This is a genomic window from Sporomusaceae bacterium, from assembly GCA_031460455.1.
Lineage (GTDB): Bacteria > Bacillota > Negativicutes > Sporomusales > UBA7701 > Anaeroselena.
Map to the genome: position 1 here is coordinate 329,572 of JAVKTQ010000001.1, position 13,360 is coordinate 342,931.

Genomic DNA, 13,360 nt, shown 5'->3' on the forward strand with positions numbered 1-13,360 from the left:
AAACGACAAAGTTATAATAATTAATGGCCAAAAGCAGGATTTACGACGCAACGAGCGAATATAAGGATAGCTTATAGCCAGGATAAAGGAGCATTCTATGTATCAGAAATCGACACTTCCGAACGGTATCAGGGTTGTGACCGAGGCCATTCCGTACGTCAAATCGGTTACGGTGGGCGTTTGGGTCGGGACGGGTTCCCGCAACGAAGAGGACCACAACCACGGTATCAGTCACTTCATCGAGCATCTGATGTTCAAGGGCACTGCCAACCGCTCAGCCAAAGACATCGCCGAAACGGTCGATGCGGTGGGAGGGCAGCTTAACGCGTTTACCGCTAAGGAATACACCTGCTACTATATCAAGGTGCTGGACAACCACCTCGAGCTGGCGCTCGACATCTTGAGCGACATGATGCTGTCCTCCCGCTACGCTCCCGAGGATATCACCCGCGAACGGGAGGTCGTACTGGAAGAGGTTAATATGTACGAGGACTCGCCCGACGAGCTCGTGCACGACTTCTATCTTGACAATGTCTGGCCCAACCATCCGCTCGGCCGGAACATCCTCGGTTCAACCGAGTCCATCGGCCGGTTCGACCGCAATCTGGTGTGCGAGTACTACGACAATTTCTACCGGCCCGACAACATCGTCATCGCCGCCGCCGGCAACCTCACTCACGCCAGGGTGGAGGAGCTTATCGGCAGGTTTTTCGGCGGCTTGGCCGGCAGTAAAAAAGCCAGAGCGGCAAAGCCGCCCCTGCTGACGCCGACCCGCCGCCTGCACGCCCGCGACAGCGAGCAGGTCCACTTCTGCCTCGGCACGGCCAGCGTCGCCCAGGAGTCGCCCGACATCTACGTCGCCCACGTCCTCAACAACATCCTCGGCGGCGGCATCTCGTCGCGCCTGTTCCAGGCTATCCGCGAGGAGCGGGGGCTGGCGTACTCCATTTACTCGTACCTTAGCAATTACAGCGACTGCGGCCTGTTTACCATCTATGCCGGCACCCGCCCCGCCAATCTCGACCAGGTTATCGAGCTCATCCTCGAGAATGTCGAGCAGTTGAAAAACGGCGACCTCAGCGTCACGGAGCTGAATAAAACCAAGGAGCAACTCAAGGGCAACCTGCTGCTCGGACTGGAGAGCTCCAGCAGCCGCATGTCGCGGCTGGGCAAAATGGAGATAACGATGGGCAAGTATACGACCCTTGACGAGGTTGTCGCCAAGATCGAAAAGGTCTCGATGGATGACCTGCAAAAGATGATGGATACCGTATTTGTCGCCGATAAGCTCTCCTTCACCGCGCTCGGTCCGGTGAAGGACAATATCCTCCCCAGCAGTCTGCGGGGCTGAGGCGGCGCGATGAGGAACCGCGGATTCGAGTTTATCGCCGCTTATAAGGATGCGGGGCTGCCGCTGCCGGAGCGCAAGACGGCTGCCAGCGCTGGCTACGATATAACGGCGGCTGCCGACGCCTCGCTGCCTCCGGGCAAAGTCACGCTTGTGCCCACCGGCCTCAAAGCATATATGCAGCCTGACGAGTATCTCGGCATCCACATCCGCTCCGGCCTGGCGGTGAAAAAAGCTCTCAGCCTGATCAACGGCCAGGGGATAATCGACGCCGATTATTACGACAACCCTGGCAACGAAGGCCATATTATGATCGCCGTGTTCAACCACGGCGGCGAAACGGTGAGCATCGCCAGCGGCGAGCGCATCGCCCAGGGCATCTTCTACAAGTACCTGCGCGCCGACGGCGACAAGGCCGCGGCGGGGCGGGAGGGCGGTCTGGGGAGCACCGGAAATTAGGCATCGGACCGAATAGCGATTTAGTACCCGCCAGGCATTCAGCCGGGCGGGTTTTATATGTTTAGGTCGCCTCTTGACAATTATTAGACGTCTAACTATAATGGAAACATGAGGCAGAACAACGCTATTGCGCTAATGAGCAGAATCAGGGAAAAAGCCAACAAATTCATCGTCAGAGAGCTTGCGAATCACGGGGTGGAAGGCATTGTCCCGTCCCACGGGGAGATAATGCTGCACATCTTCGGAGACCGGGAATATACCATGCAGGAGATGGCCCGGAAAATTCACCGGACAAAGCCCACCGTCACCGTCCTCGTCGATAAGTTGGTTAACTACGGGTATGTGACGAAGGAGAAAAGCCCTACCGACAGCAGGGCGACGATTATCAGGCTGACCGCGAAAGGCCGGGCGCTGGGGCCGATTTTCCGCGACATTTCCGCCAAGCTTAACGTCGTGGCGTACGGCGGGTTGTCGGAGGAAGAAGCGGTGGCTCTCGAAAAAACGCTTTGCTCGGTCAGCGAGAATTTTGACGGGTAAAGTGACCAATAATAAATCTACGGAAGTAGATTTATTATTTTAGATAAATGGTTAGACAACGAACCATAATTACGGAGGGACGCAAATGAAAGAGGTAATCGAGTTTCTGTATGCCAATCCGATGGGGAGCCTGGCGACGGTTGAGGGCGGCAAGCCGCGGGTGAGACCGTGGGGGTTTATGCTGGAGCAGGGCGGGAAGCTGTGGTTTTGCACCGCGAACAACAAAGACGTATACCGACAGTTGCAGAAGAATCCCGCGATCGAGTTCTGCACTACGTCGAAAGCTATGGTTACGGTCAGGGTGCGAGGCGAAGCGATTTTCAGCAGCGACCTGGCGATGAAAAACGCTATCCTCGAACACAGCCCGTTGGTCAAGTCGATTTATAAGTCCCCAGACAACCCGGTGTTCGAAATCTTCTGCCTGGAGCACGGCCAGGCGGTGATGTCCGATTTCAGCGGCCAACCGCCACGGGCCTGCGCATTCTGATTGGCCCCCTGAACTAAATGCAAAAGCAAGCGACGGCTTACGCGGCGCTTGCTTTATTTTTTCGCCAATTGTATGGCGCTAATTATTTTTGAGGTATTTGTAGACGATGTTCCCCTGGACGAGGTGGGCGCCCTCCGCCCTCGGCGGGAGTGCTTTCAGCAGTTCGGCGGTGATGTGGGCGACGTCGTCGGAGGTTGCGCACAGCTCTTTGGCTTTGGCGTCGAGGATGGTGAGGTATTCTTTCATGGCGATGATGTCATTCTTGGAGGAGACGGGGCCGTGGCCGGGGATGATGAGGGCGACGTCCATATCGAGAATGTAGTCGAGGGTTTTGAGCCAGCCGTCGATGTCGCCTTCGCCGGCGAAGGCGTGGTAACCGGTGAAGAGGACGTCGCCGGTAAACAGGATCTTTTTGTCGGGCAGGTAGACGAGGATGCTGCCGGGAGAGTGGGAGGGGGCGACGTAGATAAGTTCGATGCGCTGGCCGCCGAGGTCGATGGTCATGCGATCGGTGAAGGTGATGGCCGGGGCGGCGGTGGTCGTGCCGGCGAAGTCGGCGGCGGTCATGCCGTATGTCTGGGGTTTGTTGAGGGCGGCGGGGGCATTGAGGGCGAGCTTATCTTTTTCGCTGGCGTGGGCGATGATGGTGGCGCCGCGGTCGGCGAACCGGCAGTTGCCGAAGGCGTGGTCGAGGTGCCAGTGGGTGTTGACGGCGTACTTGACCGGCCGGGAAGAAATCGCCCTGATGTCTTTGAGGAGGCGGTCAGCCTCTTTGGCGGAAACGAGAGTGTCGACGACCAGGATGCCGTCGCGGCCGACAATGACGCCGGCGTTGGCGCCGAAGCTGTTGGCGGGCGACATGTTTTTGACGTCGGCGTAGGCGAAGACGCCGGCGGCGATTTTCGTCAGGCCGGCCTGGGCCGCGACCGGTGATGGCGCGAGCAGACAGGCGAATGCCAGGAAGAAGATCGCCAGCAGAGCGGCGATGCGGTTGGTGGAAGCCATGGATAATCCCCCTTATGTGTTTGGACTCAATAAATCTATTTTCCCGGAAGTTTTGGTATATCCTTCCACGAAAAATATACATTTGTGGCTATACTGGAAATTATAAAAACAAAACCCTCGGCGATTGCCGAGAGTTTAAAGGCTCATCTTGTTCGCATCTTCACAGCCAGTTCCCGTTTAAAATCCACCCAGGGGAAGATTCTGCCGGGGCAGGTGGTGTCCTTGTAGACGTCGCGGTGGCCGACGATGTTGGCTGCGCTGACGCCGTATTTGCCGGCCAGTTCGGCGGTCAGGGCGATGAGGGAGGCCATCTGGGCGGAGGAGGGGAGGGAGACGTCGAAGTCGCCGACGAGGCTGATGCCGACGCTGTGGCTATTGGCGCCGAGCGCGTGGGCGCCGATGGCGTATTCCGGCCGGCCGTCGGCGACCGTACCGTCGGGGAGGATGATCTTGTGGTAGCCGATGCCGGCCCAGCCGTTCCGCAGATGGAGATCGTGGATGGAGGCGACGGTCATGTTTTCGATCTTGGTGTGGTGGATGACGATCATGTCGGTGTTGCGGCGGGCTACTAGCCGCTCGGAGAAATGCAGTCCGGGGCGGAGGAAATTCGCGACCCGGCGCCAGGAGCCGTCACGGTCGGTCCGCGTCCCGTCTTCGTCGGCCATCAGCATCCGCTCCTTTTCTGCGGCAGTTATTGCGGCGTTAGTGAATCCCCGGATGAGCGAGTGGGTGTTGAGCCTTGTGGTGTCCTTCTTATCGCCGGTAAGGAAGGTGACGAGGAGATCGCCGCCGGGGCGGGGGGCGCGAATGGCAAGCCGGTCGCGGGGATAGCCGCGGATGAGGAAGGTTTCGCTGCCGTCGCCTGAAGCCATGTTTTGGATGGCAGGGAAGGAGCGGCCGATGTCGCGGAGGGTTATCGACCCCTCAAGGATGACGGTCGTTTTGCGAACGATGTCTTTGTGGTCGTAGGTGAGCCAGACCGTCGCCGCCTGGCCGCCGGCTTCGGCAAGATATCCGTACTCGACCGCTGGCGGTGTTTCCGCCGGGCGCGCCATCCATTCGTCGCGCGTCCACAGCTTTCCGCCGCCGTCGGCGACGAGGCGGAAAGCCCCGTAGTGAGCCTCGGCCGCATCCCTGCTCATGCCGACAGATGCGGAGACAGGCGAGAAGACCGAGAGCAGAAGCAGCAGGGCGATTATCGTTTTGAGCATAGCGTTTCCCCCGTATACGGCTTTCTGCCGTGCGATATAAAGAGGAGGCCGCCTGCGCAGCCTCCCGGCTTTATTTGTTCGTTACTTCTTTGAGGATGGCGGCGGCGTTGGCATTGAGATACTCAAGCTCGGCAGGGTTTTTGGTTTTGGGCTTGAGGCCGGTGACGGTGCCGTCTTCGCTTTTGGCAAAGTCGAAATATACCAGCGCCTGATTGCCAGCGTCGTCGATGAGCGACAGTTGGCCGCCCCGTTTGGTGGCGTAACCGATTTCATGTTTTACGAACAATTCTCAACACCCCCGCAGTTATTATATTTCGTAATATTCTCATAACCCCGGCCAATTCCTGCCTGGCGGTCAGGCGTAGGGGCATAAAAGGTTTTTATCGGTCTGCCGGCGGCTGGCCGCAAAGCATATTCGCGCTAGGCGACGCATAACAATATTGGTAAGAGTTGGCAGGAGGGATGGATATGGTCATCGTCCTTTTGCTCGTTTTACTCGCACTCATCGTGCTCTCCCTGTGGCTCAGGGTGCGCCTGCGCCGCGACAGCGTGGCCGGGGTGGAGACTAAGTCGTCGCCGGTGGCTGCGGCCCTTCAGGAGCTTATCGCCACAGCCGGCGGCGTGTACCTCGCCATCGTCGCCCTGACATCTTTTTTGCGCCTGGATATGCCTGAAAAGGTGTCGCTGATGGCGGTGGCGGTCGATCCGCTGGCGGTCACGGCTATCGTCCTGGCGATCGTCCAGCCTTTATTTTCCCGCCTGTTCCTGAAAATTCTCCATAAGTAGGTGACGATGTGCGGCTAAGTGATTTCACCGGTAAGGAAGTAATCAATCTCGGCGACGGGGCGCGCCTCGGCTTCATCGAGGACTGCGACCTCCTGTTCGACGGCCGCACGGGGCGCGTAAACGCCCTGTTGCTGCCTAAGCGGGGCATCCTGACGGCGCTGATGGGCGGCGAACGGACCCATACGGTGCCCTGGCAGACCATCCGCCGCATCGGCGACGAAGTTATCATCGTCGATCTCAACAATGCCTATGAGCGAATGTTTCCCGTCCTCGGCCGCGACGACGACGATTGAAGCGGTATACCCGGCGATTTGCCGGGTACACTAACATTGAATGTCAAGTACTGTCATTTAATGTTAGGAGGAGTCAGTCGATGCCCAATCAGACCGGCAACCAGAGCCAGGGACAAGCTACCAGTCAGAACGTTTTGAGCGGTTATTCCAGCGGGATGATGACCGGAAGCGGCGGCAGCCAGGCCGCAGGACAGCAGGCGACCTCCAGTCAGGGGGGCGGCATGGGCAATCAGGCCGTTATCGGGGTGTTCGATTCGAAAAATCAGGCCGAGCAGGCTATCCAGGCGCTCCGCCAGCAGGGCTTCACCAACGAGAACATCAGCATCGTGACCAAGAAAGGCGGCCAGCAAAAGGGCGGTGAGTACGTCGAGGACGATATCACCGACGGCGCCCTCACCGGTGGCACGCTGGGCGGGATCGGCGGTCTTATCCTCGGCGCCGGCGCTTTGGCTATCCCCGGCGTGGGTCCGATCGTGGCCGCCGGACCGATCGCCGCGGCTCTCGGCGGTGCGGTGGCCGGCGGGGTGGCAGGGGGACTGATCGACTGGGGCATCCCGGCGGAAGTAAGCCGCCGCTACGAGCAGCAGGTGGCCCAGGGCGGCATCCTGGCCGTCATCCATACCGACAGCCAGAAGGTCAACCAGGCCGCCCAGATCCTCCGCCAGAGCGGCGCGAAGGACGTGGAAAGCCACAGCACGAAGAACCAGCAGCAATAGGGTGCCCGTGAAGCGGGGCTCGACTACGAGCCCCGCCGACACTTCTACATGAGGAGCAAAGGCCGTCGAGAAGGCCCAAGATGCAAGGCGCACCGGAGAAGGGCGCTGCGACGCGTACTCGGATGTACGCTAGCAAGCGCTTCGAGGAGCAACGCCGCAGATTGGGCCTTCTCGGCGGCCGGAAACTTTTCTTTTAAAAGCGTTGACATCGCTGGAACCATTATTATACAATGTACGTAAAATAAATAGATTCCTGCGCAGGGAGTTAGAGGCGCGGGCAACAAGAGTACTTTCAGGGTAGAGTGGTGTCGATGATCTGAAAGAAAAGGGTTGTCCGCCGAAGTGGAAAATGCCGCCTTGCATTTCCACTGGGTTTGCATCGAACAGATGCAAAACTGTCGCCAAAGCAAGCTTTGGTGGAGCGCTATCTCTCCTAGGTGATCTGAAAGACAGTGTTGTTTTTCATTTTTCCTATGGATGCTGCCGTACATAACGGTCAGCCGGTGAGAGATAAGCTCGCCGGCTGCTCATATTTTTCGGGAGGTGAGACACAATGATAAGAGTCATGGTATGCGGCGCCTACGGCAAAATGGGCCGGGAAGTGCTCAGAGCCGTACATAAGGACGAACAACTCAGTGTTGTCGGCGCCGTGGACGTCAATTCCGATTTCGGCGATGTGGGCGACCTCATCGGTGTCGGGAAGATAGGGGTGGTAGTAGGCAACGACCTGGCGACGGTTATCAGTGAGACCAAGCCCCAGGTGATGGTGGATTTCACCGCCCCCGAAGCGGTGATGGGCAACATCCGCACCGCCATCGCGAGCGGCGTCTGCCCGGTGGTGGGCACTACCGGCATTTCAGCCGCCGATATCGACGAGGTGCGCGGGCTCTGTAAGAAGCATCGCGGCAACGCCATCGTCGCCCCGAATTTTTCGCTGGGGGCGGTGCTGATGATGCAGTTGGCCGTCAATGTCGCCAAGTATTTTCCGTATGTGGAGATCACCGAACTCCATCACGACCAGAAGTTGGACGCCCCTTCGGGAACAGCCATCCGCACCGCCGAACTCATCGCGGCCCAGCGGGGGTCGATGAAACAGGGCCACCCCAAAGAAGTGGAAAAGCTGACCGGGGCGCGGGGCGCGGAATTTGCCGGCATCCGCCTGCACAGCGTGCGCCTGCCCGGCCTGGTCGCCCACCAGGAGGTGCTGTTCGGTGGCCTCGGCCAGACGTTGACCATCCGCCACGATTCGATTTCCCGCGAATCTTTCATGCCCGGCGTGCTGCTGGCCTGCAAAAAGGTGCTGACCGTCGACGGCCTGGTCTACGGGCTCGAAAATATAATGTCATAAGCATACACGGAGGCAAATATCATGCGCAAATACAACGTAGCCATCCTCGGCGCCACCGGCGCAGTAGGCCAGGAGTTCCTGCAGCTTATAGCCGAGCGCAATTTCCCTTTCGCCGACCTCAAATTGCTGGCCTCGGAGCGGTCGGCCGGGAGGAAGATCGAATTTCTCGGCAAGGAGTACACGGTCGAAGCGGCGACCGCCGATTCTTTCAAAGGGGTGGAGATCGCCCTGTTCGCCGGCGGCTCCGCCAGCAAGACTTTTGCCCCGGCGGCGGTGAAACACGGCGCGGTGGTCATCGACAATTCGAGCGCTTTCCGGATGGACCCCGAAGTGCCGCTGGTCGTGCCCGAGGTCAACCCCGAAGCGATCAAGGAGCACAAAGGCATCATCGCCAACCCCAACTGTTCAACGATTATCATGGTCATGGCCCTCAAGCCTATCCACGACGCGGTTAAGATAAAACGGGTGGTGGTCTCCACTTACCAGGCCGTTTCGGGCGCCGGCAAGGAGGCTATCGACGAGCTCAACGATCAGGTGAAGGCCGTGGCTGAGAACAAGCCTGTCGAGGCCAGGATACTGCCGAGCGCCGGCCTGCCGGCCCATTATCAGATCGCCTTCAATCTGCTGCCGCAAGTCGATGTGTTTATGGACGACGGCTACAGTAAAGAAGAGCTGAAGATGGTTCAGGAGACCCAGAAAATCCTCGCCGATCCGTCGATCGCCGTCACGGCCACGACTGTCCGCGTGCCCGTCTTCCGCAGCCATTCGGAGTCGGTGAACCTCGAACTGTCCGGGCCGCTGTCGGCCGCTGATGCGAAAAAACTGCTGGCCGCATTCCCCGGTGTGGTTGTCGAGGACGATCCGTCCAGGCAGGTTTACCCTATGCCGCTCACCACGTCCGGCCGCGACGAAGTGTTTGTCGGCCGCATCCGCGAGGACGGCACAGTTACCCACGGCCTCAATCTGTGGGTGGTGGGCGACCAGATCCGCAAGGGCGCGGCGCTCAACGCTCTCCAGATTGCCGAGTATATGATCGAACATAATCAAATTTGAGGTGTGAGCATGCGCATCATCATCCAGAAATTCGGCGGCACGTCGGTGGCATCACCTGAGGTCCGGGCAATGGTTGTCGGCAAGATCAGCCAGGCCCGCGAGCAGGGGTATACCCCGGTGGTGGTCGTGTCGGCGATGGGCCGGCGGGGCGACTCCTACGCCACCGATACTCTCCTCGACCTTGCCCGTACGGCTTACCGCGGGATCGCCGCCCGCGAGCTCGACCATGTGATGTACTGCGGCGAGATAATCTCCGCCGTGGTCATGTCCGGGGTGCTGCAGGCCGCCGATCTCGACGCCGTTATGCTTACCGGCGGGCAGGCGGGCATAACCACTGACGACAATTTTAACAACGCGCGCGTAATGAAGGTCGATCCGTCGCGCATAATGAATTTGCTCAAAATGGGCAAAACCCCGGTGGTGTGCGGTTTCCAGGGCATCACGGCCGACGGCGAGTTCACTACTCTCGGCCGCGGCGGCAGCGATACGACCGCCGCCGTGCTCGGCGCCGCGCTCGGGGCCGAGGTTGTCGAGATATTCACCGATGTCGACGGTATCATGACCGCCGACCCCCGCATCGTTCCCACCGCGAAGATCCTCGATATTATCAGCTATAACGAGGTCGCCCAGCTTGCCCACCAGGGCGCGAAGGTAATTCATCCCCGCGCGGTCGAGATCGCCATGCAGAAGAATATTCCACTGGTCGTCAAATCGACATTTTCTGACGCGCCGGGCACGCTGATAACCAACATTTCCAAGGAAGGCCCGGAAAGAAACGTCGTGACCGAAAGGATCGCGACCGGCGTGACGTTTCTGCCCAACATCGTCCAGCTCCGGGTGGCCCTCGATCAGGACGCCACCCCCACGGAAAGTCATAAGATATTCCGCGCCCTGGCTGACAGCAAGATCAGCGTCGACCTCATCAACGTCCACCCCGGTCAGGTGATGTTCACCGTGGCCGAGGATGTCGCCGACAAGGCGGCCGCCAGGCTGCAGAAGCTCGGCTACAACGCCGAGGCCCGCCACGACTGCGCCAAGGTGTCGGTGGTGGGAGGGGGGATCCACGAGGTGCCCGGCGTCATGGCCAACTTCGTCGAGGCCCTGTCGCTGCACAACATCCCCATTTTGCAGACCGTCGATTCCCATACGTCGATTTCCGTCCTGGTCAAGAGAGCCGATGTGGAGCAGGCCGTTAAGGCCCTGCACGAAAAATTCGGCCTGGCGGACTGACGATATATTAAAGTTTCCGCTGAAAGGGAGAGGATAACGTGAAAGCCTTCGGACGTATTCTAACCGCGATGGTAACCCCGTTCCACGACGACCTAAGCGTCAATTACCAGGCGGCGGCCAGCCTCGCCAAGCATCTTGTGGCGAACGGCAATGACGGCCTGGTGGTCGCCGGCAGCACCGGCGAAGCGGCCACCCTCAGCAAAGAGGAAAAGCTCAAATTGTTCGCGACCGTGCTCGACGCGGTGGGCGACAAGGCGACCGTCATCGTCGGCACGGGGTCGAACGACACCCGCGCTTCGATCGCCCTGACCCAGGAAGCGGAGAAACTGGGCGTTCACGGCTCGCTGGTCGTTGGCCCCTATTACAATAAACCGCCGCAGGAAGGCTATTATCAGCATTTCAAGGCAATTGCCGACAACACCGGCCTGCCGCTGATCGTTTACAACGTCCCCGGCCGCACCGCCAGCAATATCCTGCCGGCCACGATCGCCCGCCTGGCGCAGATCAAGAATATCGTGGCCGTTAAAGAGTCCAGCGGCAACCTCGACCAGGTATCGGAGATCGTCCGCAGCGTGCCCAAGAATTTCATGGTCTACAGCGGCGACGACAGCCTCACGCTCCCCATTCTGTCAGTGGGCGGCGTCGGCGTGGTCAGCGTGGCCGGCCATATCGTCGCCAAGCGCATGCAGGACATGATCGCTGCCTTTTTCACCGGCGATGTCGCCGCAGCCCGCGATATTCACCTTGAGCTGCTGCCGTTCTTCAAGGTTATATTCATCACGACCAACCCCATCCCGGTGAAAACGGCCGTCAACCTCGCCGGACTCGGCGCCGGCCCTCTGCGCCAGCCCCTCATCGCGGCGACGGCGGCCGAAACCGAGCAGATCAGGAAGGTTATGCAGGAAATCGGCGCCCTGTAATGAGGAAAGCCCGCTCTGACGAGCGGGCTTTTCGTTATCACCCGGCCCCTTTCTGCGCATAATAGCGACGTGCTGTAAGATGCTCCTTGCTCTGCGGCTTCAAGTAGGCTATAATATACTAGAAGTGTACGGAGCGGTCGAAGAGTTTCTTTTTTTTGTCAAGAGCGGCTAATCCCATAACACGACTTATTTTGCCGGCCACGGGCCGGCTCGGAGGTGTTTTCTTTATTGTCTAAGGGAAAACTGCAAATTATCCCGCTGGGAGGACTGGGGGAGATCGGCAAGAACATGACCGTGATCCGTTACGGAAACGAGATCATCGTCATTGACTCCGGTTTGGCCTTTCCCGAGGATGACATGCTCGGCATCGATCTTGTCATCCCCGACATCACGTATCTCCTTGAGAACAAGGACATGGTCAAGGCCATTTTCCTGACCCACGGGCACGAGGACCATATCGGCGCCCTGCCGTATGTCCTCAAACAGCTCAGCCTGCCGGTATACGGCACCCGCCTCACCCTGGGCATCCTCGAAGGCCGTCTCAAGGAAAACGGCGTGTCCAACAGTTCGCTTGTCCCGGTGAAACCGGGCGATCAGATCCAGGCTGGAGCTTTCAAGGTCGGCTTTATCAAGGTCAGCCACAGCATCCCCGACGCGGTGGCGCTGTCGATCAAGACCCCTGTCGGCACGGTCGTCCATACCGGCGACTTCAAGCTCGACCAGACGCCGGTCGACAATCTCGTGACCGACTTCCACCGCTTTGCGGAGCTTGGCGACCAGGGTGTCCTCGTGATGCTGGCCGACAGCACCAACGCCGAACGGACCGGGTATACGGCCAGCGAACGGGTGGTGGGGGCGACCTTCGACGACGCCTTCCGCAAGGCCCGCGACCGGATTATCATCGCTACATTCTCTTCGAATGTCCATCGCATCCAGCAGGCGATCGACACGGCCTGCAAGTTTAAGCGCAAGGTGGCCATCCTCGGGCGCAGCATGGTCAACGTGGCCAACATCGCCATGGAGCTCGGCTATCTGACCGCCCCGGAAGGCGTCATTATCGATGTGGACGAGATGAACAACTACCCGGCCTCGCAGATCGTGATCATGACGACGGGCAGCCAGGGCGAACCGATGTCCGCGCTCACCCGCATGGCCATGTCCGATCATAAGAAGGTCGACATTGTGCCCGGCGACACGATCATCATTTCGGCCACGCCCATTCCCGGCAACGAGAAAATGGTCTCGCGGACGATCGACTTCCTGCTGCGCCAGGGCGCCGACGTCATCTACGAGTCGGCATCCGGCATTCACGTTTCCGGCCACGCCAGCCAGGAAGAACTCAAGCTGATGCACAATCTTGTCAGGCCGAAGTTCTTCATCCCCGTGCACGGCGAATTCCGCCACCTTGTCAAGCACGCCAAGCTGGCCCACGAGCTGGGCATGCCGCGGGAGAATATCTTTGTCGCCGAAAACGGCCATGTGCTTGAATTTACCGCCGAAAAAGGGGCCATGACCGGCAAGGTCACCGCCGGCAAGGTGCTGGTGGACGGCCTCGGGGTGGGGGACGTGGGCAATATTGTCCTCCGCGACCGGCGGCAGCTTTCCCAGGACGGCATCCTCATCGTGGTCGTCACCATGGACAAGCAGCGCGCCTGCGTGGTGGCCGGGCCCGACATCGTCTCGCGCGGCTTCGTGTATGTGCGCGAGTCGGAGCAATTGATGGACGAGGCGCGCGAAAAGGTGAAACAGTCCCTCGAGAAATTCGAGAACAGCGGCGTCACCGAGTGGGCGACAATCAAAACCGGCGTCCGTGACGCTCTTGGTAAGTTCCTCTACGAGCGGACCCGCCGCCGGCCGATGATTCTACCGATTATTATGGAAGTCTGATAATCGCCGCAAAGCGGCCAACCGTATGGTTGGCCGCTTTTTAGCGTTTGTATCTATTGTATTATTTGTCGCTTGTGCCT

The 13,360-nt window shown here is 59.3% G+C and carries 15 protein-coding genes and 1 riboswitch; of the genes, 12 read left to right on the forward strand and 3 right to left on the reverse strand.

Annotated features, from left to right (window positions below; genetic code table 11):
- Positions 1–97: 97 nt before the first annotated feature.
- The 4 genes from RIN56_01785 to RIN56_01800 all read left to right on the forward strand — a co-directional run bounded on the left by RIN56_01785 (position 98) and on the right by RIN56_01800 (position 2,831).
- Positions 98–1,351 carry a pitrilysin family protein gene (locus tag RIN56_01785; GenBank protein MDR7865513.1) on the forward strand — a complete coding sequence of 418 codons (1,254 nt, stop codon included), beginning with the start codon at positions 98–100 and terminating at the stop codon, positions 1,349–1,351.
- A gap of 9 nt (positions 1,352–1,360) precedes the next feature.
- Entirely contained in the window at positions 1,361–1,807 is a 447-nt protein-coding gene (gene dut / locus RIN56_01790; GenBank protein MDR7865514.1) for a dUTP diphosphatase, read from the forward strand.
- A gap of 135 nt (positions 1,808–1,942) precedes the next feature.
- Positions 1,943–2,344 carry a MarR family winged helix-turn-helix transcriptional regulator gene (locus RIN56_01795; GenBank protein ID MDR7865515.1) on the forward strand — a complete coding sequence of 134 codons (402 nt, stop codon included), beginning with the start codon at positions 1,943–1,945 and terminating at the stop codon, positions 2,342–2,344.
- Positions 2,345–2,429: 85 nt separating this feature from the next.
- Complete coding sequence (locus tag RIN56_01800) at positions 2,430–2,831, forward strand: pyridoxamine 5'-phosphate oxidase family protein (protein ID MDR7865516.1); 402 nt, start codon at positions 2,430–2,432, stop codon at positions 2,829–2,831.
- A 78-nt stretch (positions 2,832–2,909) separates the two neighbouring features.
- Here RIN56_01800 and RIN56_01805 read toward each other — a convergent pair whose 3' ends face one another.
- The 3 genes from RIN56_01805 to RIN56_01815 form a co-directional block, all read right to left on the reverse strand.
- Positions 2,910–3,836, reverse strand: a complete 927-nt coding sequence (locus tag RIN56_01805) for an MBL fold metallo-hydrolase (protein ID MDR7865517.1) — start codon at positions 3,834–3,836, stop codon at positions 2,910–2,912.
- Positions 3,837–3,979: 143 nt separating this feature from the next.
- Complete coding sequence (locus tag RIN56_01810; GenBank protein MDR7865518.1) at positions 3,980–5,047, reverse strand: peptidoglycan recognition family protein; 1,068 nt, start codon at positions 5,045–5,047, stop codon at positions 3,980–3,982.
- 70 nt (positions 5,048–5,117) lie between these two features.
- Entirely contained in the window at positions 5,118–5,333 is a 216-nt protein-coding gene (locus tag RIN56_01815; GenBank protein ID MDR7865519.1) for a hypothetical protein, read from the reverse strand.
- A 182-nt stretch (positions 5,334–5,515) separates the two neighbouring features.
- On the opposite strand from RIN56_01815, the gene RIN56_01820 reads away from it, so the two are divergent.
- From RIN56_01820 to RIN56_01855, 8 genes are all read left to right on the forward strand, one after another.
- Positions 5,516–5,833, forward strand: coding sequence for a hypothetical protein (locus RIN56_01820; protein ID MDR7865520.1), 318 nt, complete (start codon positions 5,516–5,518; stop codon positions 5,831–5,833).
- Positions 5,834–5,841: 8 nt separating this feature from the next.
- A complete protein-coding gene (locus RIN56_01825; GenBank protein MDR7865521.1) occupies positions 5,842–6,126 on the forward strand; it encodes a YlmC/YmxH family sporulation protein in 285 nt (94 codons plus the stop codon).
- An 80-nt stretch (positions 6,127–6,206) separates the two neighbouring features.
- Positions 6,207–6,842 carry a general stress protein gene (locus tag RIN56_01830; GenBank protein MDR7865522.1) on the forward strand — a complete coding sequence of 212 codons (636 nt, stop codon included), beginning with the start codon at positions 6,207–6,209 and terminating at the stop codon, positions 6,840–6,842.
- Positions 6,843–7,100: 258 nt separating this feature from the next.
- Positions 7,101–7,277: riboswitch (Lysine riboswitch) on the forward strand.
- A 118-nt stretch (positions 7,278–7,395) separates the two neighbouring features.
- Positions 7,396–8,190 (forward strand): 4-hydroxy-tetrahydrodipicolinate reductase, encoded by a 795-nt coding sequence (gene dapB, locus RIN56_01835; protein ID MDR7865523.1) that lies wholly within the window; start codon positions 7,396–7,398, stop codon positions 8,188–8,190.
- Between the two features lie 21 nt (positions 8,191–8,211).
- Positions 8,212–9,243, forward strand: coding sequence for an aspartate-semialdehyde dehydrogenase (locus tag RIN56_01840; GenBank protein ID MDR7865524.1), 1,032 nt, complete (start codon positions 8,212–8,214; stop codon positions 9,241–9,243).
- Between the two features lie 9 nt (positions 9,244–9,252).
- Positions 9,253–10,473, forward strand: coding sequence for an aspartate kinase (dapG, locus tag RIN56_01845; protein MDR7865525.1), 1,221 nt, complete (start codon positions 9,253–9,255; stop codon positions 10,471–10,473).
- 38 nt (positions 10,474–10,511) lie between these two features.
- On the forward strand, positions 10,512–11,393 hold the full coding sequence (dapA, locus tag RIN56_01850; protein MDR7865526.1) for a 4-hydroxy-tetrahydrodipicolinate synthase: 882 nt from the start codon (positions 10,512–10,514) through the stop codon (positions 11,391–11,393).
- A 228-nt stretch (positions 11,394–11,621) separates the two neighbouring features.
- Complete coding sequence (locus RIN56_01855) at positions 11,622–13,280, forward strand: ribonuclease J (protein MDR7865527.1); 1,659 nt, start codon at positions 11,622–11,624, stop codon at positions 13,278–13,280.
- Positions 13,281–13,360: the final 80 nt, after the last annotated feature.

What these genes read in the sequence shown, in the direction of transcription:
- dapG (MDR7865525.1), top strand. Translation starts at nt 9,253, where the DNA reads ATGCGCATCATCATCCAGAAATTCGGCGGCACGTCGGTGGCATCACCT.
- RIN56_01800 (MDR7865516.1), top strand. Translation starts at nt 2,430, where the DNA reads ATGAAAGAGGTAATCGAGTTTCTGTATGCCAATCCGATGGGGAGCCTG.
- RIN56_01820 (MDR7865520.1), top strand. Translation starts at nt 5,516, where the DNA reads ATGGTCATCGTCCTTTTGCTCGTTTTACTCGCACTCATCGTGCTCTCC.
- dut (MDR7865514.1), top strand. Translation starts at nt 1,361, where the DNA reads ATGAGGAACCGCGGATTCGAGTTTATCGCCGCTTATAAGGATGCGGGG.
- RIN56_01810 (MDR7865518.1), bottom strand. Translation starts at nt 5,047, where the DNA reads ATGCTCAAAACGATAATCGCCCTGCTGCTTCTGCTCTCGGTCTTCTCG.
- RIN56_01840 (MDR7865524.1), top strand. Translation starts at nt 8,212, where the DNA reads ATGCGCAAATACAACGTAGCCATCCTCGGCGCCACCGGCGCAGTAGGC.
- RIN56_01830 (MDR7865522.1), top strand. Translation starts at nt 6,207, where the DNA reads ATGCCCAATCAGACCGGCAACCAGAGCCAGGGACAAGCTACCAGTCAG.
- RIN56_01785 (MDR7865513.1), top strand. Translation starts at nt 98, where the DNA reads ATGTATCAGAAATCGACACTTCCGAACGGTATCAGGGTTGTGACCGAG.
- dapB (MDR7865523.1), top strand. Translation starts at nt 7,396, where the DNA reads ATGATAAGAGTCATGGTATGCGGCGCCTACGGCAAAATGGGCCGGGAA.
- RIN56_01795 (MDR7865515.1), top strand. Translation starts at nt 1,943, where the DNA reads ATGAGCAGAATCAGGGAAAAAGCCAACAAATTCATCGTCAGAGAGCTT.
- RIN56_01805 (MDR7865517.1), bottom strand. Translation starts at nt 3,836, where the DNA reads ATGGCTTCCACCAACCGCATCGCCGCTCTGCTGGCGATCTTCTTCCTG.